Raw genomic sequence first — 23,606 nt, 5'->3', positions numbered from 1 at the left:
GAAACCGATATGGATACCGCGTTCTGGATCACGATCAGCACCATCATGGGCTTGATAATTCTTTCTGCCTTTTTTTCGGGCAGCGAAACGGCTTTAACCGCTGCCTCGCGCGGAAAATTGCGGGCGCAGGCGGATAAGGGTTCCCGCGCTGCGAAACGCGCCCTTAACATCACCGAAGATAATGAGCGCCTGATCGGCTCGGTCCTATTGGGCAATAATTTGGTTAATATTCTGGCAACATCTTTGGCAACGGCTGTTTTCACGCGATCTTTTGGCGAAAGTGGCGTGGCACTGGCAACTTTGGTGATGACGGTTCTCATTTTAGTCTTCGCAGAAGTTTTGCCAAAAACTTACGCCATTACAAATGCGGAGGCCGCAGCGGCCCGCGTCAGCCGCCCCATCCAAATATGTATTGTTTTATTCTCGCCTTTCGCCAGCGCCGTGCGCTGGCTGGTTGGGGGTGTGCTCAGATTGTTTGGCGTGCGCAGCGATACACATATGCTTGATCAGGCGATGCGCGAAGAAATCGCCGGGGCCTTGAGCCTTGGGCATTCTGAGGGGATCGTTGAAAAGGAAGACCGAGATCGTATTCTTGGGGCGCTTGACCTGTCTGAGCGGGCGGTTGAAGAAATTATGCTGCATCGTTCAAAAATTGAAATGATCAATGCAGACCAACCGCCGATGGATATCTTAAATCAATGCCTTGATAGCAGCTATACGCGGCTTCCTGTTTATAAGGATGACCCCGAAAACATAATTGGTGTGATCCATGCCAAAGATCTTGCGCGTACAGTGTACCGAATTATGAGCAATCCAGAAACGGCGACGCGCAACTTTGACTCGTTTGATATTAGAGATGTGGCGATGGAGCCGTATTTTGTGCCCAACACAACGCCATTGGATGATCAAATGCGGCAGTTTTTGCTCCGACATGCGCATTTTGCGTTGATCGTTGATGAATATGGCAGTTTGCAAGGCCTCTTGACGTTAGAAGATATACTTGAGGAAATCGTAGGCGAGATCACAGATGAATTTGACGAAAATGTCACCAGCTCGATTGCACAGACCGAGGATGGACAATTTGTAATTGACGGCACGATGACCATTCGAGACCTAAATCGCGCTAATGATTGGGCCTTGCCCGATACCGAAGCCAACACAATCGCCGGGTTGGTCATTCACGAGGCGCAAACGATACCCATTATAGGTCAGGTTTTTAGCTTTCACGGGTTTCGCTTTGAAGTTTCGGATCGTATTGCGAACCGCATCACAGAATTGAAAATCAGGCCACTCTAAACCTTGCCCGAGCCAATATTTTGGCGCCTGTTTGGAAGGGTAAATGTAAGGGTTAAGCGATCACTTTGCAGCCAAATAGCCCGCGCTCAGAATTCTAGGGTCTACATTTTGCGTTAAATGCCGTATAAAACCTAAATGGAAATGGCGATTATCATTTTGGCAGCTGGGCAATCCAAGCGGATGCGAGGATTAGACAAACTGACGCAGAAAATCTCTGGCCTGCCCCAAATTCAGCGCATAACCCTGCTTGCTTGCCAAGTCTCAGCAAAGGTGATCGTAGCCTTGCCAGATGCGGCCCATCCCAGATCAATTTGTTTGCTTGGCCTGCCAATTGAGCGACGCTTCATTTTAAATTCACAAAGCGGCATGGGCTATTCGCTGGCCAGCGCCGCAAGCATGTTGAAAAAGAGCATTCATTCTGGTGTGATGATCATTCCAGCAGATATGCCAGACTTAACGCGCGAGGATATTGAGCTCTTAGTGGCTGCGCATCAGAAAAACCCCGAGGTAATTGCTCAAGCAATTTCTACCGATGGGAGGCTGGGCCATCCGGTGGTGTTTCCCAATCGCTGCTTTAAATCCTTAACTACCTTAAAGGGCGATCAAGGCGCCCGTGCCTTGATCGCACAAGACAGAAACGCTATAAAACATATTGCGCTGCCCGGCTCGCATGCAACAAACGATCTTGATACGCCAGAAGATTGGATGGCCTGGCGGCTTGGATCTGAACTGCGTAAAAATTAAAAGACTGTCTTTATCAGAAAATAAAGCATACCCCAAAGCACAGTTGCTTACGCCCCGATTTTGAATTTCCCCAAAAGCGCAGCCCCTGTTTCTACCACAAGCGTATTGCTTACCATTTGCGTATCGGTGGATGAGGTCAGCTTTAGGTTTACGGATGTGGCTTTAATTTTACCTTTAATTTTACCTTCGGTCAGCACTTCTTCTGATGTGATATTGCCCGCGATCATTCCGCTATCTTTCACATCAACGGCTTTTGCGGCAACATTGCCTTTAATGGACCCAGAAATCACAACCTCTCCTTGGCTTTGGATATTTCCATAAATTTCAAGATCGCTTTGTATCGTCGATACAGCCATTCATCCTATCTCCCAGAATTTGACTTAGCCTTCAATAAATGGAGTTATTACATCGATAGCAAGTTTTTTATTTGAAAGATCATCAATTTAACTACAAAAATGATATAAAGATGTTAGCAGTAATTCGGTGCTATCGTAACAAGTGAAATTACCCCTTGGGCGCGCCATTTTCTATTTAATATAACGATGTAATATACTGAATTAAAATTGGATTTTCATTTATGGCGGTATGTTTAACACGACCCTCTGCTTTGTCTTAGCCTTCGAAGAATCGCTCGAGCACTTGACCATGTGCATCCAAAATTACTGCGTTCAACGACGTGGTTTCGACGTCAACTCCAATGAGCCTGTTTGCTAGCATGATATTATTTTCTTTTCGAAGTCAGATCAGATGTCGACTTATGAGGCTTACCGAGGCCTACACAACTATACTATCCTCATTGCAGGGTAGCTGAGATGATTTTGTGTTTGTTTTCATAAGTGTTATTAATTGTTTATGTTTAAATATTAAGAGTTAGTCTTCTTTAACTTAGAGGCTTCTGCACGTCATAAGCTCTAGAGCTAAAAAGTAACAAACTTAAGGGGTAGTACTTAAGCTCATATGAATAATAATCTTTCTTCCTCATAATCAGGACCCCTCATTCTATATGTGGAGCCTTTTGGGGTCACTACGCTTGCAGTGAGCCAGTCATTCCACAAACTTTAACTTTAACTTCGCCAAACCCCAGCCAGCCGCATAAAATCCAAGGCCAGTGATTATAGTTGTCGCGTAAAAGTTCACTCGCTCGCTAAACGTCATGTTGTTTAGAAAAGGATACGGTAAACCGGTGGTCACAGTACCCTTTGGCGTAATATTTTGCGGTCCTGTTACAACTTCTGACCAAAAGATATAAAGCAAACATATACCCAAGATCGCCACGGTACCCTTCTTAACTTGCGTAAAAGAATTGTTAAACAGCAATGCGTCCAGAATTATTAAAGCAGGGCCAAGTATATGCAGGTAGTACTCCTGAAACCAAACTATTGATCCTGAATAATTTACCAAGCTGGGATCAATGAAGTATAGCTTCCAATAAAGAAAAACAACCATAGCGTTCAATACAGCCGTTGCAGAAACAAACGGCAAGTAACTTTCGGGAAGATCGTGGCGGTTACGTTTATACAAAAGCAATGTTGCCACCATAGCGCAAGTCAGACCCCAAATAGTCAGATACCGAAACTGAATACCAAAGTTATCATAGTTAGCTTGAGTGAACTGATATAAGAAATACCCTACTGAAAGTATCAAACAGAGTAGTCTGTATTTAAGAATATAACTGTGACGCAACTTAAGCATCGTTTATCCAATCGCTAAACAAGATGAAATCGCTACCAAACCCAAAAGGTAAGATCTATCCTTAATTTAAAGTACGTCTGTTCACCTTAGAAAAGGCTGTTCATTGCCAGTATAAGTAGATTCTAGCCACACTATCTGGGATGACCTCAGAAGCCTGAAACAAAGCCTTGTCCAACTGGTCTTGCGTTATCCCCATCATTGAGTTGCCCTGTTCATCAATCATGTGAAGCAAGATAGGGGTCATTAAATGGCCATCCTTACCGCTCTCACTTAGTCTAAGCCACTCTTTTGGGTTTAGGCTGACAGCTTTCATAAAGCCTTCGCACCAATCCATCGCAATCACATGCCCTTCTTTGGCTTGCCAGAATATTGGTTCTACAACCATCGGATCATGAGCAAGCCCTTGAGCAATCTCCATATAGCGATCAGTCAGAGTATTAACGACCCACTCAGGTAGTTCTTTCAGCTCTGCCCCAAGCCCTGCTGCCATCCACACATCAGATGAGACAGGAGAGGGAGAGCAAATCACACCGTGTAAAAGGCCGTCTAAATCCGATAGCATCATACAGTTCTCTGGGCTTTCGTCAGAAGACAAGAACTGTTCTAGCTCATCTAAGTTTACACTTTTCGTCATCGGGTAAGTCTAATACAAATGTGTGACGCAGAGCTAGACGTTTCGTTTGAAAGTATCATGTACTTTCGTCACATCCGGCTGGCAAAGATTCCTTAAAGATAATTAAAGTTAAATATAATCTCGCCAACTATGTTCAGGCTTAAATCCTAACAAACGTTTTGCCTTTTCATTTGAATAAAAGCTTTTGGGAACCTCATCAGGTTTAACAGGAACCTGTTGATAGTAGATATTGATCAATTCTTCTGATGTTAAACCGACTGAGTGATTATCATTTGATACATTGAAAACTTGATACCCTAAACCATCCGTTTGTAAGCACTTTTGAACCATTTGCCCAAGATCACGAGCATCGATGTAAGAAAAGATATTTCGCCGTCTTAAATCCGGATTTTTCATAAAAGCGGGAAAGTTTTCAATATATTCGTGCGGTTCAATAACATTGTTTATTCGCAAACCGTAAATATCGATGCCAGTTCTGCGTTGAAAGCTTTGAGCAGTCGCTTCGTTCACGACTTTTGACATTGCATAACTGTCTTCTGGAATAGTCGGATGCGCCTCATCAATGGGCAAGTAATCCGGTTTCACCTCACCATCGGCAAAGCAAATTCCGTAAGTTGTCTCAGAAGATGCGAATATCACCTTGCGCACACCCATTTTCACAGCGGCATCTATGACATTGTAGGTTCCAAGAGTATTAACTCTGTAACATTCGTTATCACTCGTCATAAGCAAGCGCGGGATTGCGGCAAAGTGGACAACTGCATCGAACTTAGGAACGCCTGTGCCATGGGCAAGTTCATCGTAATTTGCATAGCTACCCATTACATCAAACACTTGCCCCGCATCCGTGATATCAGCAAAACGGGTCAAAACCTTTGGATGGTCAAGATTGACCTGATCGAGGTTAAGAATTGAATGACCTTGTTCGAATAAGTAGTTTACGCTGTGCTTTCCAGCTTTACCTGATCCACCAGTAAATAATATTCTCATGTTTAGTTCCTCAATCTCATACGCGTACTAGTCCAATCACAGATAACAAATTGCGCTGACAATAAGCTTTATAATATCAATACTATTGTAAATGATGAGTGTGTGATTGGTTCGGAAATCTCGCTTTAGGTCCAGCACTTCTTGAAAGAAAACCCAACACGCTTACGTAAAATAAATCAACATTGGCATTGGACAACTGTTTTGGTGGCCAACACATCTAATAGAATTACAGTTTCTCAAACATGATGGTGACTTGTCCTAAAGGAACCCCCCACTTCGACATATAGGCGATATTGAGAACCCTATCATCGTCTAGCAGCCACATATAATCATCAAAAGAAACTCTCATCTCGCCATCGGGAAGTGGCAAGTCTATTTTATACGCCCAGTAAAACGTATCACCCTCAATTTTACCTTTCGCCTCACCAATTACTCCTTTGGCATCCCCAGTCCAAGTATCGCCTTCCCCCTTTGCCAAAGTCCAAATTCGCTGTTCTGTACTGTCGTCCGAATAAGTAAAATCTTCTACTAGAGTAAGTGCTTCACCGTCCCATGATCCCTCTAAATCAACAACAAAACGTCTACTAACATTTCCCAACACGTCTTGAAATTGGCCGTATGCTTTGACTTTACCATCGAAAAACTGCTCTAGTTGAAAGGTTTTGTCCGATAACTTAGCGTCATCTATTGATGGTTTAAGGGCACACCCTGCAAGAATGATCGACGCAATAATTATCTGGAAGAATTTAAACATGTACTACCCTTTAAATGGTTTTCACTCTTCGATGAGGTAGATCGTAATCCTACATATTCCACATAAGTCTTAGTGGCTTCAAAACGGCGGGAAACCCACATCGCCAGCTGCAGTAATATTCAAAAGGCTTTTTTCGCTGGCTTTGTAGAAAGTGATGGACATTTAAGTCAACAAATCGAAAAGCCTGAATGTCTAGCCCCCTATACTCGCCCATTGAGTTTTGGTTTCTCTAATAAGGTTTCTGGGACGGGTGGGCGCATGTTTAATGCGTGATGAGGTCTGATCTGGTTGTATTGCCTGAGCCAAACATTGATAGCGACCTGGGCTTGCCGTGTGGTGTGGAACCATTCAGCGTTTAGCACTTCTTTTCGCAAGGTGCCGTTAAAGCGTTCGTTGTATCCATTTTCCCAAGGGCTGCCCGGATAGATTTGCATTGGTTTGATACCGATCCTCTTCAGCCAGTCCTGTAGATGCGTGGCAATGAACTCGGGTCCGTTGTCAGAGCGAATAAACTCTGGCTTACCATGTTTAATCAGCAGCGGGTGCAGTGTCTCCAAAACGTCGTTCGCATTCATTTTGGATCGCACTGCCACGTAGAGCGCTTCACGGGTATATTCATCTAGAACCGTGAGCATTTTATAGCTGCACCCATTGCTAAGCTTATCGTGCACAAAGTCGATCGCCCAAATATGGTTGGGATGTGTGGGCCGCAGCCTGATGATGGAGCTGTCTTTGTGATAAAGCCGTTTGCGCTTCTTGTGCCGGCGCGGCAGCTGTAAACCTTCTTCGTTCCATAAGCGCTCGATCCTCTTGTGGTTAACACGCCAGCCTTCCATGCGCAGCAGGGCTGTGACTTTCCTATAACCATACCACCCATACTGTTTGGCCAGCCGGATCATCGCCAAGCGTAGTTTGGTATCATCTACTTGTTTGGCTTGATAGCGCAGACTTGAGCGGGCTACATCCAGAACAGCGCAAGCACGCCGCTCAGAAATATCCAGCTTTTGACGCGTATGAATAACAGCCTGACGAGGCTGAGCCCGCGTCAGGCCCGTGGCTTTAGATGATCAAGGCTCTCCTTCAGGATCACCTTGTCTAACTGCAAGTCAGCGACGATCTTCTTCAAGCGCTCGTTTTCTTTCTTGAGCGATTTCATCTCTGAAACCTGTGAACGAGAAAGGCCTCCAAACTTCTTACGCCAGTAATAATAACTCTTATCTGAAATCCCAGCTTTGCGACACGCACTCACAACGTCCAAACCATCGTGCAAATGAACATCAATCTCGCGCAATAACTTCAACACATCTTCATCAGAATAACGCTTCCGAGCCATGTTTCCTTACTCCCTATGCCAAAATATACTGGCACAGTTCTAGGGGGCTAAGACACATGGACTTTAAAAAAGTTGATTTAGTTTATTTCAATATCTTGGCTTACGCTGAGCCTATCAAAATGCTTCTTATGCATGGCGGAATCCCATTCAAATTTTGGATGCCTTGGGATTACTTTGGCAAAGACTGGAATGAAGCCAAAAGGGAAGTTCCCTTTGGCAGATTGCCTGTTTTGATAATTAATGAAGAGCACGTTTTATGGGAAAGTGGATCCATAATGCGTTTTTTAGCAAAACACACTAACACATTACCTAAGGGAGATTTATTGCAGGCAAAAGCTCACGCAATTTTTGACTCAACCAAAGAGCTTGTTATGCCTATAGATGCCACAATTAATGTGCGTAGCGGCAAAAGGTTTATTGAAGAGAAGGCTAGCCTGCTTAACGCCCTTGATGAACTCCTTGAACCATTTGAACAAACTTTATCAGAAAATGGGCCATTTTTACTTGGGGCAAAAGTCACTTATTGCGATTTTCCGTTGTATCATCATCTGAGCATTTTATCTCTTCTGACAGTTGAATTTCTTGAGAGATATCCTTTGCTGAAAAACTTCATGCAGAATTTTGAAAAAATTAGAGCTGTTGAGACTTACCTTAACACAAGACCAACACTAAGTGGGATTGGCATAGAGCCGCTTCTGGAGCTAAATGGAGTTCCTACAAGCACTAGCTTTGGCAGAGATTAGTTCAGATCAATTTACAGCAACTCTATTCACAGTTGCTCTCCATACTTTACCTTGTTGGAGTAGCATAACGTTCGTTACACGAAGGCGAGAGCCTTTTTCATCAGTAACAAAGTGTTGATAAGCACAAATGTCTTCGTTTTCAAAAAGACAAGTTCTTTCATTAAACGTAAAGTCCTTTTTAAATTCTTCCCTCAAGCCCTCCAGCCACTCATCTAGTGTTTTCATCTCATAGCCATTCATCCAAATAAAATCTTCGTGCATTAACCCTTCAATCGCTTGATAATCTTTTGTGTCTAATGCGTTCATGGCGGTGATGTAAAAAGACAAGTTGTAGCCCCCCTTTTTTAAAGGCATGTTTAATGTAGGTTAGAGCTTTTATTACCAAAAACACAAATGACATTTGGACCCCCATCTGTGTAACACCCCATATACATATAACGTACTACCCCCTATGGCCCCTGCATGCCCCATGTAACTGCATGAACATGATCACTTGCGGGTAGGGTCACTTACAGTGAGTCACCTAAATACACACAGCCTATGCACTGCACGTACTGTGCTTTCTGACATATCATTATGATTAGAGGTAATAGGCACACTCCATGCCCTACTAATTGGTGTTAGCATGTACTGTGATTTACACAGGGTGTGATAAGAAACATACTGTGTGGCATAGGCTATGACCCTACCCAACACTCTCCCTGTACTAGTAACGATAAGGAATACTGTCAGATAGACACGTACAGTGACTACAGAAGCTGTGGTATATCCTGTGGTATCACCTAAGCAGCACTTGATTGTGAACCACAAATACGTAAGCTATTGATATTGCTTACACCAGTTTGTGCATGGTGCTGTAGTCAGGATATGAACCACCTCTCGGGTGCGCCACTTTCTATTTAACAGCATGATGTAACGCACTGATCTGTAAGCAGTAATCTGTTTATGGCGATGTGTTTAATACTATCCTCCGCATCGCATTATACTTCTGCTTCAATGTGTGCCCTGAACCATAGCTCTGCCCAATGCTTGAGCTTGCCCAGCCACCAAGCTGATCAGTTAACTCTACGTCCACCTCTGCTTCTCTGAGTCTATCCCTGAAGCTATGCCTGAAAGAGTGTACAACACCCTGCTCTGTGTATTGCTTCAGCCACTTGTTTAAAGCTGCTGATGCTGAGTTGCCATTACACTTGGTTGCACTTGTATACGAAGGGAACAGAAACTGGGTGCTAAACCCTTGCTGATGCATGACTTTTACTGCCTCCAGAGATACTCCCACCAGTGGCACAAGTCGTTTACTGCCAGAGGTCTTTAGCTGTCTCCATGGATGCTCAACCAGATTGATATGTGGGTACTCGTGATCTAGTCGTACATCACCCCATACAAGCCCTAGAGCCTCAGATAAGCGCATCCCTGTATCACTTATGAGGGCTATCACTAGCCTTCTCTCATCAGCCAAATCCAAACATGTTTTTTGTATTTGAATGATCTCATGCTTGGGTATTGGTTTACGCTTCTCTTCAGCCTTTTTGGGAAGATAGATGTTCGCAAAGGCATTACGACAATCTAATCCATGTTCTTGGATGGTCAGATTGATGACAGCACGTATTGTTCCAAAGATACGAGAGATTGACGATGTAGTGAGGCCACGATCTATCAACCAATCCCTGAAGGATGCAGCATCTGCTGAACTGTACGTATCAATGGGTCGATCACCCAAGTGTTCCAGCACATAGCCAACATTCCTCTTAGCTGCAGTAAAGAACAAAGCAGTGCGATCTGCCCCTTTCAAACTGCAATACGTGGCTAGAGCATCAGACAGTGAAGAAGCATATGATATGAAGGCATCCTTTGGCTTGCCCTTCACCAGTAAATGGGAAGCAGGTACATCCATGTCTGAAATACGCATCTGAAGCCAGAAATCATCAAGTTTACTGGCTATTGATCTACTTGCCTTTATTGCTGCTGATTTACTCTTCGTCTTCAAACAAATCACTATTTGAGGACGTTCATAATGCTGCTGCACATCATTTGGCACCTTACGTCTGAAGTAATACACGCCACGTTTTTGCCATAAGTATTCACATTGATTTGATACCACAGGATATACCCCCACATCGCCATAAACAGATTACTGCTTACAGATCAGTGCGTTACATCATGCTGTTAAATAGAAAGTGGCGCACCCGAGAGGATTCGAACCTCTGACCTCTGCCTTCGGAGGGCAGCGCTCTATCCAGCTGAGCTACGGGTGCAACAATAAACGACGGATTGGTCTACCAATGCCTAGAAGCTCGGGTACAATACATCGCAAAGATAATCAAACATAAAGTGAAAATCATTCTCAGTGATTAACAGACACCTCCCAAACAGCCCGAAACCACTAACGCTTAGACCAACATCAATTATTTGAAACCCTTCAAATTTTCTTAAATGGCGCCGTAAAACACGTTCGTGAATTAGAACGCGATACATTGCGCGTAACAGACCAAGGCAAGCTCAATTTGCTTTTTCAAGGATATCTACAACAAAGGACACAACATCATCAGAATGCGTTTCGACATCGATATCATTCCATTTGCCCAGAATTCTCCTGTTGTGATCAATTAAAAACGTAACGCGCAAAGGATATTGTTCATCTGGCGGTGGGCGTTTTAGGAGGTTCAGCTTGCCGCATAATGCTGCGCCTTCATCGTAGAGCAAATGGAACGGAATATTCTCATCCAATCTAAACTTATCATGCGCGGAAATCGTATCGGGTGAGACACCAACAATGTCCAAACCTAAATCTGCCAAAGTTTCATAAACGATAGAAAATCCCTTTGCTTGAATCGTACAACCTTCAGTGCCGTCGGCTGGATAAAAATAAAGGATGGTATTTCTAGACAAATTGCTTGTTGAATAAAGCTCACCTGAAGTTGATTGAAGTTCAAATTCGGGGATTTTGTCACCAATATCGAAACCGTTTTGAACCGCTTCCACTTGCAATCCAGCAATAGTCTTGGACCGCGTTTCCTGTGGCTTTTCCTGCGCCTTCGACATGGCATCCTGATCCGGTTTTGACAGATCATCCATGCTTGATGTTGCCTCTAAGGTTTTCCAAAAAAACACAAACTTCCCTCCATATTGAGGGGGAACAACTGACAGCAATTCCCAGCCATCCTGCCCCATTTGGTTCATATGATCATTCAAACGAGTTTCTTTAACATCAAAATTTTGAGAGGTTGTTTTATAAAGCCAACGCATCCTTCTGTCCTTCACTCAAATTAACAGTCACTGCCCCAAATTATAGGAATGCCCAATAGGCCGTCAAAACCTACGGGAACACGGGAACACGGGAACACGGGAACACGGGAACACGGGAAGTGAATTTCAAATTGTCTCATCCGTCAAGTGTTGAAAATTTTAAACCAAAAACAAAGGCGTTAGATGTGATCTGGTGACGAATTAATGGGAACACACACCAATCGGTTATTATTTTTGCCTCAGAACAAAATGCTAAAGACGAGGCCGCGCTTAGAAATGAACATTGCAAAAAAACTGCCGAAGCCTTGGGCTATAAAATGGAAGATGGAACCATGGGGTCAATAATCTCTATTATGTCGGGCCTTTTACCAGCCATCCAAAATTTGGCTTCCAAATTAATCAGATCGCGCGCTTTTATCCCCAGCGTTCACTGAACCGATAGTCGAGGTAAATTTTCCAATAGAAAACAACGTTAACCAACCTTTGATGGGAACCGTATAATTTGCAAAAAATTTTTTCCTTCATACATGTGGATATAAAATTTCCGCTACGAGAAACAACATTTGGCCCCCATTTTTGTAATAATTGTCGTTGCAATCTTCTGAAGGATCAGTTTCTTACAGGCTCTTCGCAGTGCGTGCTCGTTTTCTGCATAGGGCCGCCACGTCTAGAATAGTATGAACAAACAGGTGTTGCAGAACCCGAAATACACATGCATCTATCTGCATAGTTTTGAAAACGGATCACAAGCTAAAGCTGGAATTTGAAACTTGATCTCCAATTATAGCGCCAAACGCCCCCCATCGATCTGCAGCATCGTGGCACCCATTGAGGCATAAGCCCTCAAAACAAACCCTGTAGGAATAACAGGCTGATGTGACGCCAGAATTTTGCCAAATAAGATTATAAACGGGTCGATAAATCAGCACCAGCGATTGCGCCTGAACAAAAATCCCCCTGCGCCGTCTCGGTCTTACAGAAGACGTTGGGAGTGATTATTCCAGCTGAAATTTGGCCTCGACAACACCATTATACGTTTGCGTTTTCGGCGACAAACTATCTCTAAAAGGAATAATTGTTTCCTCTGCCCAATCTGAAATTAAAATAAAATCATCAAGGTGTTCAAAGGTTAAGCTTGCACTCATGCAGCGGGGATCATTGGTATCCTTTACAATTTCCACAGTACATCTTCCCTTTAAGTCACCATCAAATTCAGGCCATTTTTGTTTCAGCACCATGATAAACATGTCGCAACACGTTTCATCTGCAAACTCATTCATAATCGTACGGCGAATTTCATCCATAAAAGCCTCCCAAATTTGGCTGTTGAATAGCGGCGATCACAATAGACCCGAGCCCTTATTTGGCATCATCCTCACCACTATGGGTATGGTTTCAATGCGATTAAAGATATTCATCATAGTTCACAACCGGACCCGAAAAAGAATGAAAACTTTCCCCGTCCTCATAAGGCTCAACATAAAGCCTCATTAAGTCGCTTACACGATTTTCTCTATTCACAATTTCAATAAGGCTTTCAACGCTTTGATGCACGCCTACCCGAGCATATTCACCTGTGCCCAAATCAAAAATATAATGCATAATATCTTCAAAAGGATAATCTTTCATATATTCTGCAAAGGCTTAAAAAGCGCCTGCTCTTGGCCCGCCTTGGCCTGGAAGGGCATACAATTGATCATGCCAGCGATATGTTTCTCGATTGGTTGCCATAGGATAACGCCCCACATAAATATGTGAAGTCTAATTAATGGCAGGTTCGATAAGCACTTAGGCAGCGCTTTGTGATGCGGCGTTCCAAAAACTTTACCCCTTTATCTTAACATATCATCAAACCTAAGGGATGTTGCCCTGCAACCCATTTAGGGCCTTACAAATTTATTTTCTAAGAACCCGCAGCTAAATTCAAATTATCAATGAGCCTACTCAAATCAGAGTCTATGGAGAGCATCTTTTGCAAAGCAGGTGATTGCCGGTTCAGAGCACTGGTATTGGGCGCATTGACCGAACCGACAAGGCATCTATGGGAACCTTAGACTTTCCTTAATTCTTCTGCCTTAAACCCAAGAAAAGATTGTAACTTAGCCCATTTTAGACCAAAAATTCGACCCATACCCCCCTTATTTTTCATCATTTGCAAGGTTTTGCTGTAGTGATTTTCGACAGCTTTGGTTTGCTACACATTTCTAGAACCCACATAAATCACAGAAAAGTCTGGGATTGTCTTAAAGCAAGCGGCTCTTTAAAATCTATCCACGCAGGGAGGGTCACATGAAATACGCTAGAATTGTAAATGCGGAATATAATTCAGAAGATGACTTGATTACATTTATCGCCAAATGGGAAAAATGGTGCCCAGATAATATGCCGCCTGCTGCGAGCCGTCATATCGTGAGAACGGGCCCTACCTCCACTTTATTGATGGCGGTTTATGAAACAGAAGAAATCGCGCAAACGGCCGGTGGGCTTGTACAATCATTTTTCAAAGATGTTGCTCACCATGTGCAAGACATGATCGCGTTTGATGGTGAAGTGTTGGTTCATGAATAGGCTGTGACAAGAACAGAAAAAGAGGGCTTTCTTCGCCGGTCTGCATAAATGAGCTGTTGCACAGCGGCGCAAAGCCTAAAATTTAATCCGCCGTAAAAGGATCAAACTGGTCTGCACGAAACACTGTGTGAATTACCGAGCCATCAAACATTTCAAACAGTTTCTTCGAAGTTTCTTTGCTTTCCCAACGCGTGGGAGACGCAAGTGCCTCTTCTATATGGTTGCGAGTCTCAAATCGCATCGCCATCACAAGCGGGAAGCGGCTTTCTGCGCAATCGCTCTCTATATCGCGAAGAACGCGTAGCTCAAGTAAATGTGGAAATGCACTCCAAAGCGGAACCAAGTTGTCACGCCAGTGGTTGTGAAAGTCTTCTTCCATTCCTGACTTAATCGTTCCTTTGAAGAAGGCACATCTAATAAACATTTTTATTCCAGTTCATAACTTTTATTCACCCGTTGCCTGCGGTTACAGCTTTACTTGTCCATAAGCAACTTAGCTATTTCATCACCAACTTCTGGATGATCGAAGAACGGCAATTCCCGGCAAATCACAGCCAAGTGCTTGGGATCTTTTAACGCTTGGTATTTATGCCACTGCTCCGCCACCAATGCTTTGCGCTGATCGTATTTACTAAGCGGTTCAACGATCGCCGTTTCTATTTTTGGTTTCCCAAAAATTTTATCCCAGCCAGAACGATACTCGGGGGTTGAAACGCTTGAAAAATGGCTCGTAGATGTTTGTGATGCAGATTGAGGCGCATCGGTTTTCTTCGGGCTTTCTCCAGAAATATCGGTGGTTTCTTTTGATTTTTTTTCGGCAGTTGCGGTTGAAGCGGCGTTCGAAGCCGTGGATGGCTTTGAAGCTTCATTTTTTGCGATAACCGGTTTGGGCTCGGCTTTTCCACTGGTAGTTTTTTCGCTCATAAAGAACCTTCACCTAAACATTTATGATCTTTTATACCCCAGTGCCAAATTGTGATCCGTAACACAAGTGTCCCCCGTGCAGCATTCCATGATGTTAGATTTACAATGCGCGCAAGCTTCATGACCATGCACAACGATAGTTTGCAACGGAGCCGCGCAGCGTGGGCAGCGTTGAATATGGGCGTTGGCGGGATGTGCGTGGTTATCCACAATTAGCTTTACGAATTGGAAAAGCGCTGGTGAAGCGTCTCTGGTAAGGACCAAACCCATATCGCAGATTTTAAGATCTTGGATTTACTTTTCCATAAGAAGACTGAGGTCTCATAAAGCCCCCATACGACAAGGGTAATAACCAGTGCAAAAACGATAATCCCAGACAATCCCATTGTCGTACTGCACATCTGAAACGCTCCTAATTTAACTTTTTGCCTTAGGGCCATGTGACCTATGTCCACCGCCATAGTCAATGGCTAAGCCTTAACAAACGCATTTGCTTATTGGCGCGAGCTACACTCATATACCGCTGTTGCTGAGTGCTAGGATTTGTGGTCACGTGATATTGATTGGTGGATCATCTATCTACTGCGCCTGCCCTAATGGGTTGGTCGTAACTTAGGTAATTTACGTCTTGAGCCCGCTATATATTCCTTGCTCAAACTTGGATTGTACTGTCTGAACCCGCCTAAATATGGAGGTTGCAATAAATTACGCTTTTCAAATTGTTTTCGGGGATATGGCCTATGAAACTTGGCAAATGATGTGCACAGAACCGGAAAGCGCTGAGAAGCAGGCTGGTTAGTGGGGGCCAAAGCATATAGGTCAAAACGGCTCAAATAGTGCAGTGATTTTAGCTCAAATAAGCAATGAAGAAAAATTAACCGCACATATGGTGTTTGCAAGAAAAATGGCCGGTTAAATGGGTATGCATCATGAAAATTATAAACTCATACCCGATGATAGGTAAGATATAGCATCGAAGTAGTACAACCTCCCCGTACGAAGCCGCTTCCTCCACCCCTCTAATATAAATCACATATGCGAGCCCTTACGCGGAAAAGATCGAACAGCACAGCTTTTCGCCCCTAAGGCTTTTGGAAACATGCACCAAAAAGGAGAGAACATTATTCAAGGCCATAATCTGTAATTCGTCAAAAATCCATGAAGCAGAATAAATCGAAGAATTTGAACGCTTATGGTAGTGCTTAGATACGAGATAAATCAAACTACACCCTTTGATTTTCGTTTTTACACGTTCTGTTGCTTTGCAAATTACAAATCTGGTGTATCATTATGTTATGCGAAAGTTATTTATACATTTATCTCTTACGATGTGCTTTGCCTTAGGAACCCACGGGCCGGGATGGAGCGTGGAAACTCAAACAGGTTTTGCGGCACACCGAAAAGATAAGAACAGCCCTGCCCTTGAAGAACAAAACACTTTAGCCGAGCAAGGAAACTTAGAGGCTCAGATCTATCTCGCCAGCTTATATCGGCATGGAAATGGTGTTCCCCAAGATTATAAGACTGCGGTTAAATGGTTTACGCGCGCCGCCGAGCAAGGTCATGCTGTAGCGCAATATAATCTTGGGATAATGCATAGCTTTGGTCTGGGCGTTGTTCCAGACTATAAGGCATCGGTCAAATGGTACACACGCGCTGCTGAGCAAGGCAATCCGATTGCACAATACAATTTGGCCAGGCTTTATTATCTAGGTCAAGGCGTCAAAGAAAACTTGGCTTACGCCCATATGTGGGCAAATCACGCGTCCTCTAATGGCTTTGAGATGGGCGAAGAGTTAAAGGGCCTCTTAACAGAACTTATGAGCGCGTCCCAAATAAAGGAAGCGCGAAGTCTCGCAAGCGAATGTTTGAAAAAAACCTATAAAGATTGCTGAAATCCAGCACTGCAAATTTCTCTCGCCCTGTCAGGGAACCGTTAGGTGATCATCGGCTTGAAAAAATTACTGGTTTAGTGTCGTTCTAATGTTCGTTCATTCGAAGCCCTCTTTTGCTTGATAATTGCATTTTTCTATCTTTAACAAATGGTTATAGATCGCTGTTTAAGTGCGTGTGCGAAAGAAGAATCTCATCATATTTAGCTAAAAATATTCTTGCTAATTTTGAATTTGGTTATTCGTTTAGTTTAAACGCCATAGCTCAAACACGATACCGCACTGCGACTGAGGCTGAAAAGAAATTATAGTGCAGGCAATAAAACCGGCCCCGTCTCGAACAACCCGAGATGGATTTCTTCATCGATCGATAACGGGTTATTCACATCGTCATGCACCGCAAAAACATCTAAACCGCCAATATGTAAGCTGTATTCCATGCGATTGCCCACATAGGTGGCTTTGCGCACCGTGGCCTTTATGCCGGCCTTAGCTTTAATATCTAAACGCGATGGCCGTACCGCAAGCGTCGCGGGGCCCGCGCTACGCCCATTGGCTGGCAATTTATGCACAAACCCTCGGACATCAATTTTAGCCATCTCGTTTGAAACATCTATCACCTCGCAGGGGATTAAATTGGCCTCGCCAATAAAATCTGCAACAAAATGATTTGCTGGTGCATCATATAGCTGCCTTGGAGATCCTATTTGTGCAATTGAGGCGTTTCGCATAACCACGATCTCATCCGAGACGGCCAGCGCCTCTTCTTGATCATGGGTGACATAAATCACCGTTAAGCCAAGGTTTTGCTGAATTTCGCGTATTTCTTCGCGCACTTGCCGCCGCAATTTTGCATCTAAATTTGACAAAGGTTCGTCGAATAAAAGCACTTGCGGTTCCAGCACCAAGGCACGCGCAACCGCAACGCGCTGTTGTTGCCCGCCCGATAATTCGCTTGGCAATCTATCGCCATAGCCTGAAAGCCCAACCAACTCGAGCCCTGCGCTGGCCCTCTCAAGCGCTTCAGGTTTCTTAAATCCAGAAAAATTCAACCCATAAGAGACATTTTCCAACACGCTCATATGAGGGAATAGAGCATAGGATTGAAATACCATCGACACATCACGATCGGTGGCTGGCAATTTTGTGACATCAAGCCCTCCAATCATAATTTTGCCTTTGCTGGCCATTTCCAAACCCGCAATCATCCGCAAAGTCGTTGTCTTACCGCATCCAGATGGCCCCAAAAGCGTGACCAGTTTACCCGCCTCAATATTGAGATTGATCGAATCCACAGCGACCACATCTTTTCCATAAATTTTGGTAACGTCATGAAAGGAAACAGGTGCTGCATTGCTCTTAATTCCGACCATGTTTTATTCTCCTGAATTGGCCCGCCGGCCAATTTTTGTTTTACCGACAAGAAGCTGCAAAAGACCAACCGCGCTTAGCATTACAAAAATCAACGTTGTCGAATACGCTATCGCAAGTCCGTAATCATTGTTTTCAACCCGCCCAATAATATAACTGGTGGCCATGTCATATTCGGCTGAAACTAGAAAAATCACCGCAGAAATAGCGGTCATGGCGCGCACAAAGCTGTAGACAAGCGCGGCTAAAATCGCAGGCCTCAGCAGTGGCACGATGATTTTACGAAATGTTTGCCAAGAATTTGCCCCCAAGGTGAGCGAGCTTTCATCCAAAGATTTGTCCAATTGGCTCATCGATGCGATGCCAGCGCGCACGCCCACAGGCATGTTGCGAAACACGAAGCTGACAATCAGAATAATTCCAGTGCCGGTGATTTCGATCGGCGGCACGTTAAAGGCCAGAATATAACTGACGCCAATCACGGTGCCTGGAATTGCAAAGCTGAGCATCGTGCCGAATTCAAAGCTATTTTTTCCCGCAAAGTTCTGGCGCGTTAAAAGATACGCAGTGATAATGCCAACGATTGCGGTTAAGGGCGCTGCGATCGCGGCGATTTGAAGGGTGGTGAAAAAACTATCCCACGCAGCGCCCGTCCAACGGATTCCGCTTTCAGACAAACGAACCGAAAAGGCTGTGATATAATGTTTAAAGGTAAGGGCATTACGAACCCCCCATAATTCGACAAAACTGCCATATAGGATCATCACGTAGATCAAAGCGCTAAACCCGGCCCAGAGGCAAGCCATACCAGTAACGGGCAGAGAGACGGCGCGGGGCATTAAGGGATGAACACCGGTATCCCCTTTACCGGTGACAGTGGTGTAACTTTTTTTGCCAAGCCATCTGCGTTGCGCGTAAAAGGCCGATAACGTAAAGAACAACAAGATGATCGCCAGAACAGCGGCGCGTCCTTGATCATATTGCGCGCCCACGATGGTAAAAAATATCTCAGTTGAAAGCACATCATAATTCCCCCCCAACACCAACGGATTTCCAAAATCGGCCATGCTTTCGATAAAGCCCAGTAAAAACGCATTGGCGAGTCCGGGCCGCATCAAGGGCAGCGAAACTGTTTTAAAAACCTGCCACTTGGAGGCGCGAAGCGTTTGTGCAGCTTCCTCCATCGAGGGCGACACACCTTCGACAACCCCAATCAGAACGAGAAAGGCGATAGGTGTGAAGGCCAGAATTTGCGCAATTAAAATGCCCGGCAGGCCATAAAGCCAACGCGTCGGGGCCACGCCGAAAAGATCTGCAAAAAACACCGTTACAGACCCAGACAGGCCGAATAGTAAAATTAAGGCCAGACCAATAACGAAGGGCGGCGTTACGATTGGCAGAACGGTTAAAGCTCTCAAGAGCTTTTTGTATCTAAAGCCAGACCTGGTAACCACAAGGGCAAAAATCAACCCCAGAACGGTGGTGATCACCCCCACCAATATGGCAAGAAAAAGTGAATTCCAAGCTACGCCGCACCGAGTCCCATAAAAACAGCCCAAGCCCCAAATGCGATCATCAAATAATTTTGAGAAGAATATAACGATGGAATAGCTTTGATCCTCTGCGATAAAGGCGGTGATCAGCATGGTTGCAATTGGGAAAAAAACGAATGTTGCAACGATTGCAATCACGCCTCCGATCGCGGAAACGACAAAAATATCACCATTCACCGCTCCCCTCGCGGCAATCCCCTGCGTTAAAAGAAAAAGGAAGGCAGATGCCACCATCAATCCGCCATAGCCCATCCCATATTGGCGGTCTCCTAACTCTCCGAAGACCTGGGATAAAATGGGATAGTTAAAGCCGCGTATTCCAATGCCAAAGCCTTGAGCAGTCAGATAAGCAAGTCCGCCTGCTCCAGACAGGATCAATAACCGGGAATACCAAAGGTCGTTCCTATGGGACTTCAAAATCAAAAGGGGAAATGCCAAAAACAGAAGCAGTGGCGCGAGCCAAAGTTTTTCAGCTTGCAAAATTAAGATCGCGGCAGGTGCGTAATCCGCGTCAAAAGGATAACCATCAACCAGCCATAAAAAAGAAAAGAACCCGTCTTCCACACCATACCAGGGAAGAATAAAAAAGCCGATCCACCCGATGGCTATCCAGAGGATAAGGGTCGGGTGGATCTGTTGTTTAGCAGTGGACTTTTGCATTATTTATTGGGGAAGAACGGATACGTCATCATCCCATTTTTTCAAAAGCCGCTTTCTTTCGCTTGAAGATCCATATTTCTTGAAGTTGTAGTCAATCAGTTTGATCGACGACATATCCGGTGCGCTTGGAGAGGTTTTTGCCCCTGTATTCGACGGCACTTGGAACGCGTTCACTTCTAACGCCAGGTTTTGCGCTTCGGCAGTCAGAGCCCAATCGTAAAAGGCTTTGGCTTCATCCATATTGCGCGCGCCATCAACAATCGACATTGACCCGATTTCATAACCTGTACCTTCGCAGGGAGCGACAACTTTCACAGGAAAGCCCGACACCGCTTGTTTCACCGCATCATGCATGAAGACGATACCAATGGTGTTTTCACCACGACCCGCTGCCTTGATCGGTGCAGAGCCTGATTTTGTATATTGGTTTATATTAGAATGCAGCCCTTTCATGAATTCAAAACCCTCATCTTCACCAAAGATCTGAACCATAGACGCCAGTGTTGTATAAGCGGTTCCCGATGAGTTCGGGTTCGCCATTTGCACATGGCCTTTATATTCAGGTTTCAAAAGGTCTTTCCAGCAGCCTGGTTCTGGCAAATTATTGGCTGCCAAAAGCTCGGTGTTGTAACCATAGCCCAAGGCCCCCGAATAGATTCCGATCGTTTTGTTGCCAGCGCTTTCCGCCTGGCTGATCGCCCAAGGGTGTAATTGATCGCGCATGGGTGACATATATTCAGCGGTGAGGCCTTCTTCTGCAGCTTGAAGATGAGGATCGCCAGTACCACCCCACCAGACATCGCCCTTAGGGTTCGAGGCTTCCGCGCGGATCTGGGCAAATGTTTCACCGGATGATTTTCGGGTCATATTTACATTTATTCCGGTGGCATCTTCAAAACTGCGCGCCATCAATTGGCACCAATCTTCTTGTGCACTGCAGTAAAATGTAAGTTTTGCAGCACTTGCAGCGCTTGCTGAAATGGAGAGGCCCATAACGCCCGCAACAATAAGTGTATTAAATTTCATATTATTCCCTCCCAGTGAATTTTGATTTTTTTTGTGAGCTTAAAGGCCCATGAGAACCCAAACAACCATGGTTAAATTTACATTGCAACAGAATATTTAACAAAACAACATTTCAGAATTGGCCTCTGATTTAACACCGTTTAAAAGATAAAATTATCGTAAGGGCTATGTATTAGCAGTGCGTCCAGCGACGAGGCATTAAGCATTAAGAGGGCAACTTAAGCTCCCACACCTTATCGATGTGGCTTATTTTCTCACCATCAAAATGAATTGCATACACATAATCTGTCTTCATAAACATCGGCTCAGGACCGATGATCACATTGCCCCGTATTTCAGCATAAATGAGCACAATATCCTTATCGCGATCATAGGCTTCGGCTTTCACTTCAACTTCAACATTGTCATCAAACATTGCTGACGCCTCAGTCATCCAATCGCAATAGATATCTAGACTATCTACGCCATCAAGGGTTTCAGAATCGGTCTCAAAGGACGCATCCTTATGACAATATGCCTGGCAGTCTTTCCAACCTTTGCCATAGTCACATGCTTCAAAAAATGCTCGCGCCGTGCTCAGCCTAGTCATAAGCAACCTCTCTATTAAACCAGCATAGCGCAACGCAGACAGATGTGAAGTCTTTACTTATAGTAGAAAAAGCCTCCCTATCTTAGGGTTTAAGTGGGCCAAATAGTGGCTGAACCCATCCCAAAAAAATGACATATATTTTGCCCCGACAGGACATTCAAAGGACAAGGCTTGAAAATTTGGACATAATTTTGACATGTTCAAAGCTGAATTGGCATCAGCGCCCAAAGCAATGGCGATCATAAGCGATAATCAAGCGTATCACATTTAACGGATCTCGCATTGGCCCCCATTTGCGCGTCAGACCTGCATTTAGCCAAGTAAGTCAGATAAAGAATAAACACAATATTTGACGCTTATGCAGCTGATAAATTCAATTTTTATCTCGTTTTCAGTTGTGTATATCTATCAACAGCCAAGTGATCTCTTTACTTGGTATCGACATATGAAAAAGGTGTGACATGGATTTTTCGGCAGGAGCGGCATGGATGAACGGGCAGATTATACCTGTTTCAGAAGCCAAAATTTCTGTTTTTGATTGGGGCTTAACGCGCTCTGACATCACCTATGACGTGGTTCACGTATGGGAAGGCGCGTTTTTTCGGATAGAAGATTATTTAGATCGTTTTGAAGTTTCAATGAAAAAAATGCGTCTTGATGTGGGTATGGACAGAAGCGCCATTCGAAATGCTTTGATTGAGTTGGTCGCAACCTCCGGATTACAATCCGCCTATGTGTCTATGGTGGCCTCACGCGGAACGCCCCTAATTCCCGGCACGCGTGACCCAAGGGGCTGCAGAAACCATTTTTATGCTTGGGCGGTTCCATTTATTTGGGTGATACCAGAGGCTGTCGCAAAACGCGGCGCGCATATTTCCGTTGCGCGGGATTCGCGACGAATTCCATCAAATTCGGTTGATCCCACGGTAAAGAATTATCATTGGGGCGATATGACAGCGGCGTTATTTCAAGCCTTAGATGCTGGATATGACACCACGGTTTTACTGGATCATAATAATCTGGTGACCGAAGGACCGGGGTTCAACATATTTGCAGTGATTAACGGAAAGGTTGTCACACCAAAATCAGGAATGCTTGAAGGAATTTCCCGCAAAACTGTGTTAGAAATCTGCGCCGCATTGGATATCCCCTGCGCGGCAACAGATATCAGCGACGAGGCGTTTATGAATGCCGAAGAAGTTTTCACAGCCACCACCGCCGGGGGGCCGGTTCCGGTTACGCGCGTAAATGGGCGCATTTTTGGAAATGACGCAATTGGCCCCCTCACAGCAAAGATCTTACACACTTATTGGGACTGGCATAAACGTGAAGATTTGGCGTTAAAGATCCGCTACACTCCTTCGAGCGAATTGACTTGAAATGCGATTGGAACGCGAAGCGGCTTCAAGGCAGAAAAGGCCGGCTGCATGGCTAAACCCGCCTTTAAAATATCGCAAGAATACTAGGAAAAAACCAGTTTTTCAAACGATCATAATATGCCTGTCGGTTTCATCTAACCCATAGATTTTCATTTCTTAAGGCATGCAACCTAAAACATTACCCAAACGACTCTTTATCATGGATAGCAGCT

Annotated in this window: 22 protein-coding genes, 1 tRNA gene and 1 pseudogene; 6 read left to right on the top strand and 18 right to left on the bottom strand. The window is 44.5% G+C overall.

From position 1 onward, the window contains the following. Nucleotides 1-9: 9 nt before the first annotated feature. Together UM181_14170 and UM181_14165 are read left to right on the top strand one after the other, a co-directional pair. Nucleotides 10-1,296 (top strand): HlyC/CorC family transporter, encoded by a 1,287-nt coding sequence (locus tag UM181_14170; protein WQC62448.1) that lies wholly within the window; start codon nucleotides 10-12, stop codon nucleotides 1,294-1,296. A gap of 141 nt (nucleotides 1,297-1,437) precedes the next feature. Then, a complete protein-coding gene (locus tag UM181_14165) occupies nucleotides 1,438-2,040 on the top strand; it encodes a nucleotidyltransferase family protein (GenBank protein ID WQC62447.1) in 603 nt (200 codons plus the stop codon). A 47-nt stretch (nucleotides 2,041-2,087) separates the two neighbouring features. Here the strand turns inward: UM181_14165 and UM181_14160 are convergent, their stop codons facing one another. The 6 genes and pseudogenes from UM181_14160 to UM181_14135 all read right to left on the bottom strand — a co-directional run bounded on the left by UM181_14160 (nucleotide 2,088) and on the right by UM181_14135 (nucleotide 7,443). Then, nucleotides 2,088-2,396: a polymer-forming cytoskeletal protein gene (locus UM181_14160; GenBank protein WQC62446.1), complete on the bottom strand. Its 309-nt coding sequence runs from the start codon at nucleotides 2,394-2,396 to the stop codon at nucleotides 2,088-2,090. 688 nt (nucleotides 2,397-3,084) lie between these two features. Next, entirely contained in the window at nucleotides 3,085-3,684 is a 600-nt protein-coding gene (locus UM181_14155) for a hypothetical protein (protein WQC62445.1), read from the bottom strand. 148 nt (nucleotides 3,685-3,832) lie between these two features. Next, the gene (locus tag UM181_14150) at nucleotides 3,833-4,366 is read right to left on the bottom strand and encodes a YecA family protein (protein ID WQC62444.1); all 534 of its coding nucleotides are present in this window, start codon (nucleotides 4,364-4,366) and stop codon (nucleotides 3,833-3,835) included. Between the two features lie 108 nt (nucleotides 4,367-4,474). Continuing rightward, entirely contained in the window at nucleotides 4,475-5,356 is an 882-nt protein-coding gene (locus tag UM181_14145; protein ID WQC62443.1) for an NAD(P)-dependent oxidoreductase, read from the bottom strand. 226 nt (nucleotides 5,357-5,582) lie between these two features. Then, nucleotides 5,583-6,110: a DUF3833 domain-containing protein gene (locus UM181_14140; GenBank protein ID WQC62442.1), complete on the bottom strand. Its 528-nt coding sequence runs from the start codon at nucleotides 6,108-6,110 to the stop codon at nucleotides 5,583-5,585. A gap of 200 nt (nucleotides 6,111-6,310) precedes the next feature. After that, nucleotides 6,311-7,443 (bottom strand): annotated as a pseudogene (locus tag UM181_14135) (IS3 family transposase). A 56-nt stretch (nucleotides 7,444-7,499) separates the two neighbouring features. Here UM181_14135 and UM181_14130 point away from each other — a divergent pair. Then, nucleotides 7,500-8,186 (top strand): glutathione S-transferase family protein, encoded by a 687-nt coding sequence (locus UM181_14130; GenBank protein ID WQC62441.1) that lies wholly within the window; start codon nucleotides 7,500-7,502, stop codon nucleotides 8,184-8,186. A gap of 6 nt (nucleotides 8,187-8,192) precedes the next feature. Here UM181_14130 and UM181_14125 read toward each other — a convergent pair whose 3' ends face one another. The 6 genes from UM181_14125 to UM181_14100 all read right to left on the bottom strand — a co-directional run bounded on the left by UM181_14125 (nucleotide 8,193) and on the right by UM181_14100 (nucleotide 13,061). Further along, nucleotides 8,193-8,492, bottom strand: coding sequence for a nuclear transport factor 2 family protein (locus UM181_14125; GenBank protein ID WQC62440.1), 300 nt, complete (start codon nucleotides 8,490-8,492; stop codon nucleotides 8,193-8,195). 637 nt (nucleotides 8,493-9,129) lie between these two features. Then, nucleotides 9,130-10,287, bottom strand: coding sequence for a tyrosine-type recombinase/integrase (locus UM181_14120; protein ID WQC62439.1), 1,158 nt, complete (start codon nucleotides 10,285-10,287; stop codon nucleotides 9,130-9,132). A gap of 77 nt (nucleotides 10,288-10,364) precedes the next feature. Then, a tRNA-Arg gene (locus tag UM181_14115) sits at nucleotides 10,365-10,441 on the bottom strand. A gap of 244 nt (nucleotides 10,442-10,685) precedes the next feature. Further along, nucleotides 10,686-11,432, bottom strand: coding sequence for a peroxiredoxin (locus tag UM181_14110; GenBank protein WQC62438.1), 747 nt, complete (start codon nucleotides 11,430-11,432; stop codon nucleotides 10,686-10,688). 995 nt (nucleotides 11,433-12,427) lie between these two features. Beyond that, nucleotides 12,428-12,736, bottom strand: a complete 309-nt coding sequence (locus UM181_14105; protein ID WQC62437.1) for a hypothetical protein — start codon at nucleotides 12,734-12,736, stop codon at nucleotides 12,428-12,430. 100 nt (nucleotides 12,737-12,836) lie between these two features. Next, a complete protein-coding gene (locus UM181_14100) occupies nucleotides 12,837-13,061 on the bottom strand; it encodes a hypothetical protein (protein WQC62436.1) in 225 nt (74 codons plus the stop codon). Between the two features lie 660 nt (nucleotides 13,062-13,721). Between UM181_14100 and UM181_14095 the strand changes: the two genes are divergently transcribed. Continuing rightward, a complete protein-coding gene (locus tag UM181_14095; protein WQC62435.1) occupies nucleotides 13,722-14,000 on the top strand; it encodes a hypothetical protein in 279 nt (92 codons plus the stop codon). Nucleotides 14,001-14,082: 82 nt separating this feature from the next. On the opposite strand, the gene UM181_14090 is transcribed toward UM181_14095, so the two are convergent. Both UM181_14090 and UM181_14085 read right to left on the bottom strand, forming a co-directional pair. Continuing rightward, the gene (locus UM181_14090; protein ID WQC62434.1) at nucleotides 14,083-14,424 is read right to left on the bottom strand and encodes a hypothetical protein; all 342 of its coding nucleotides are present in this window, start codon (nucleotides 14,422-14,424) and stop codon (nucleotides 14,083-14,085) included. Nucleotides 14,425-14,474: 50 nt separating this feature from the next. Next, complete coding sequence (locus UM181_14085) at nucleotides 14,475-14,924, bottom strand: hypothetical protein (protein ID WQC62433.1); 450 nt, start codon at nucleotides 14,922-14,924, stop codon at nucleotides 14,475-14,477. Between the two features lie 1,232 nt (nucleotides 14,925-16,156). On the opposite strand from UM181_14085, the gene UM181_14080 reads away from it, so the two are divergent. Next, nucleotides 16,157-16,819 (top strand): tetratricopeptide repeat protein, encoded by a 663-nt coding sequence (locus UM181_14080; GenBank protein WQC62432.1) that lies wholly within the window; start codon nucleotides 16,157-16,159, stop codon nucleotides 16,817-16,819. A 302-nt stretch (nucleotides 16,820-17,121) separates the two neighbouring features. On the opposite strand, the gene UM181_14075 is transcribed toward UM181_14080, so the two are convergent. From UM181_14075 to UM181_14060, 4 genes are all read right to left on the bottom strand, one after another. Further along, the gene (locus tag UM181_14075) at nucleotides 17,122-18,189 is read right to left on the bottom strand and encodes an ABC transporter ATP-binding protein (GenBank protein ID WQC62431.1); all 1,068 of its coding nucleotides are present in this window, start codon (nucleotides 18,187-18,189) and stop codon (nucleotides 17,122-17,124) included. Nucleotides 18,190-18,192: 3 nt separating this feature from the next. Next, nucleotides 18,193-20,400, bottom strand: coding sequence for an iron ABC transporter permease (locus UM181_14070; GenBank protein WQC62430.1), 2,208 nt, complete (start codon nucleotides 20,398-20,400; stop codon nucleotides 18,193-18,195). Between the two features lie 3 nt (nucleotides 20,401-20,403). Beyond that, on the bottom strand, nucleotides 20,404-21,426 hold the full coding sequence (locus UM181_14065; GenBank protein ID WQC62429.1) for an ABC transporter substrate-binding protein: 1,023 nt from the start codon (nucleotides 21,424-21,426) through the stop codon (nucleotides 20,404-20,406). Between the two features lie 205 nt (nucleotides 21,427-21,631). Further along, on the bottom strand, nucleotides 21,632-22,015 hold the full coding sequence (locus UM181_14060; protein ID WQC62428.1) for a nuclear transport factor 2 family protein: 384 nt from the start codon (nucleotides 22,013-22,015) through the stop codon (nucleotides 21,632-21,634). 461 nt (nucleotides 22,016-22,476) lie between these two features. Here UM181_14060 and UM181_14055 point away from each other — a divergent pair, with 461 nt between their 5' ends. Then, complete coding sequence (locus UM181_14055; protein ID WQC62427.1) at nucleotides 22,477-23,394, top strand: aminotransferase class IV; 918 nt, start codon at nucleotides 22,477-22,479, stop codon at nucleotides 23,392-23,394. The last annotated feature ends 212 nt before the right edge of the window (nucleotides 23,395-23,606 follow it).

It is taken from the genome of Alphaproteobacteria bacterium US3C007 (assembly GCA_034423775.1).
GTDB classification, from domain to species: Bacteria; Pseudomonadota; Alphaproteobacteria; order Rhodobacterales; family Rhodobacteraceae; genus Thalassovivens; species Thalassovivens spotae.
Note: the sequence above shows the minus strand (reverse complement) of the source record. Positions and strands in the feature narration are given on the sequence as shown.

What these genes read in the sequence shown, in the direction of transcription:
- UM181_14055 (WQC62427.1), top strand. Translation starts at nt 22,477, where the DNA reads ATGGATTTTTCGGCAGGAGCGGCATGGATGAACGGGCAGATTATACCT.
- UM181_14145 (WQC62443.1), bottom strand. Translation starts at nt 5,356, where the DNA reads ATGAGAATATTATTTACTGGTGGATCAGGTAAAGCTGGAAAGCACAGC.
- UM181_14165 (WQC62447.1), top strand. Translation starts at nt 1,438, where the DNA reads ATGGCGATTATCATTTTGGCAGCTGGGCAATCCAAGCGGATGCGAGGA.
- UM181_14110 (WQC62438.1), bottom strand. Translation starts at nt 11,432, where the DNA reads ATGCGTTGGCTTTATAAAACAACCTCTCAAAATTTTGATGTTAAAGAA.
- UM181_14095 (WQC62435.1), top strand. Translation starts at nt 13,722, where the DNA reads ATGAAATACGCTAGAATTGTAAATGCGGAATATAATTCAGAAGATGAC.
- UM181_14090 (WQC62434.1), bottom strand. Translation starts at nt 14,424, where the DNA reads ATGTTTATTAGATGTGCCTTCTTCAAAGGAACGATTAAGTCAGGAATG.
- UM181_14065 (WQC62429.1), bottom strand. Translation starts at nt 21,426, where the DNA reads ATGAAATTTAATACACTTATTGTTGCGGGCGTTATGGGCCTCTCCATT.
- UM181_14160 (WQC62446.1), bottom strand. Translation starts at nt 2,396, where the DNA reads ATGGCTGTATCGACGATACAAAGCGATCTTGAAATTTATGGAAATATC.
- UM181_14150 (WQC62444.1), bottom strand. Translation starts at nt 4,366, where the DNA reads ATGACGAAAAGTGTAAACTTAGATGAGCTAGAACAGTTCTTGTCTTCT.
- UM181_14060 (WQC62428.1), bottom strand. Translation starts at nt 22,015, where the DNA reads ATGACTAGGCTGAGCACGGCGCGAGCATTTTTTGAAGCATGTGACTAT.
- UM181_14075 (WQC62431.1), bottom strand. Translation starts at nt 18,189, where the DNA reads ATGGTCGGAATTAAGAGCAATGCAGCACCTGTTTCCTTTCATGACGTT.
- UM181_14105 (WQC62437.1), bottom strand. Translation starts at nt 12,736, where the DNA reads ATGGATGAAATTCGCCGTACGATTATGAATGAGTTTGCAGATGAAACG.
- UM181_14140 (WQC62442.1), bottom strand. Translation starts at nt 6,110, where the DNA reads ATGTTTAAATTCTTCCAGATAATTATTGCGTCGATCATTCTTGCAGGG.
- UM181_14100 (WQC62436.1), bottom strand. Translation starts at nt 13,061, where the DNA reads ATGAAAGATTATCCTTTTGAAGATATTATGCATTATATTTTTGATTTG.
- UM181_14125 (WQC62440.1), bottom strand. Translation starts at nt 8,492, where the DNA reads ATGAACGCATTAGACACAAAAGATTATCAAGCGATTGAAGGGTTAATG.
- UM181_14085 (WQC62433.1), bottom strand. Translation starts at nt 14,924, where the DNA reads ATGAGCGAAAAAACTACCAGTGGAAAAGCCGAGCCCAAACCGGTTATC.
- UM181_14170 (WQC62448.1), top strand. Translation starts at nt 10, where the DNA reads ATGGATACCGCGTTCTGGATCACGATCAGCACCATCATGGGCTTGATA.
- UM181_14130 (WQC62441.1), top strand. Translation starts at nt 7,500, where the DNA reads ATGGACTTTAAAAAAGTTGATTTAGTTTATTTCAATATCTTGGCTTAC.
- UM181_14070 (WQC62430.1), bottom strand. Translation starts at nt 20,400, where the DNA reads ATGCAAAAGTCCACTGCTAAACAACAGATCCACCCGACCCTTATCCTC.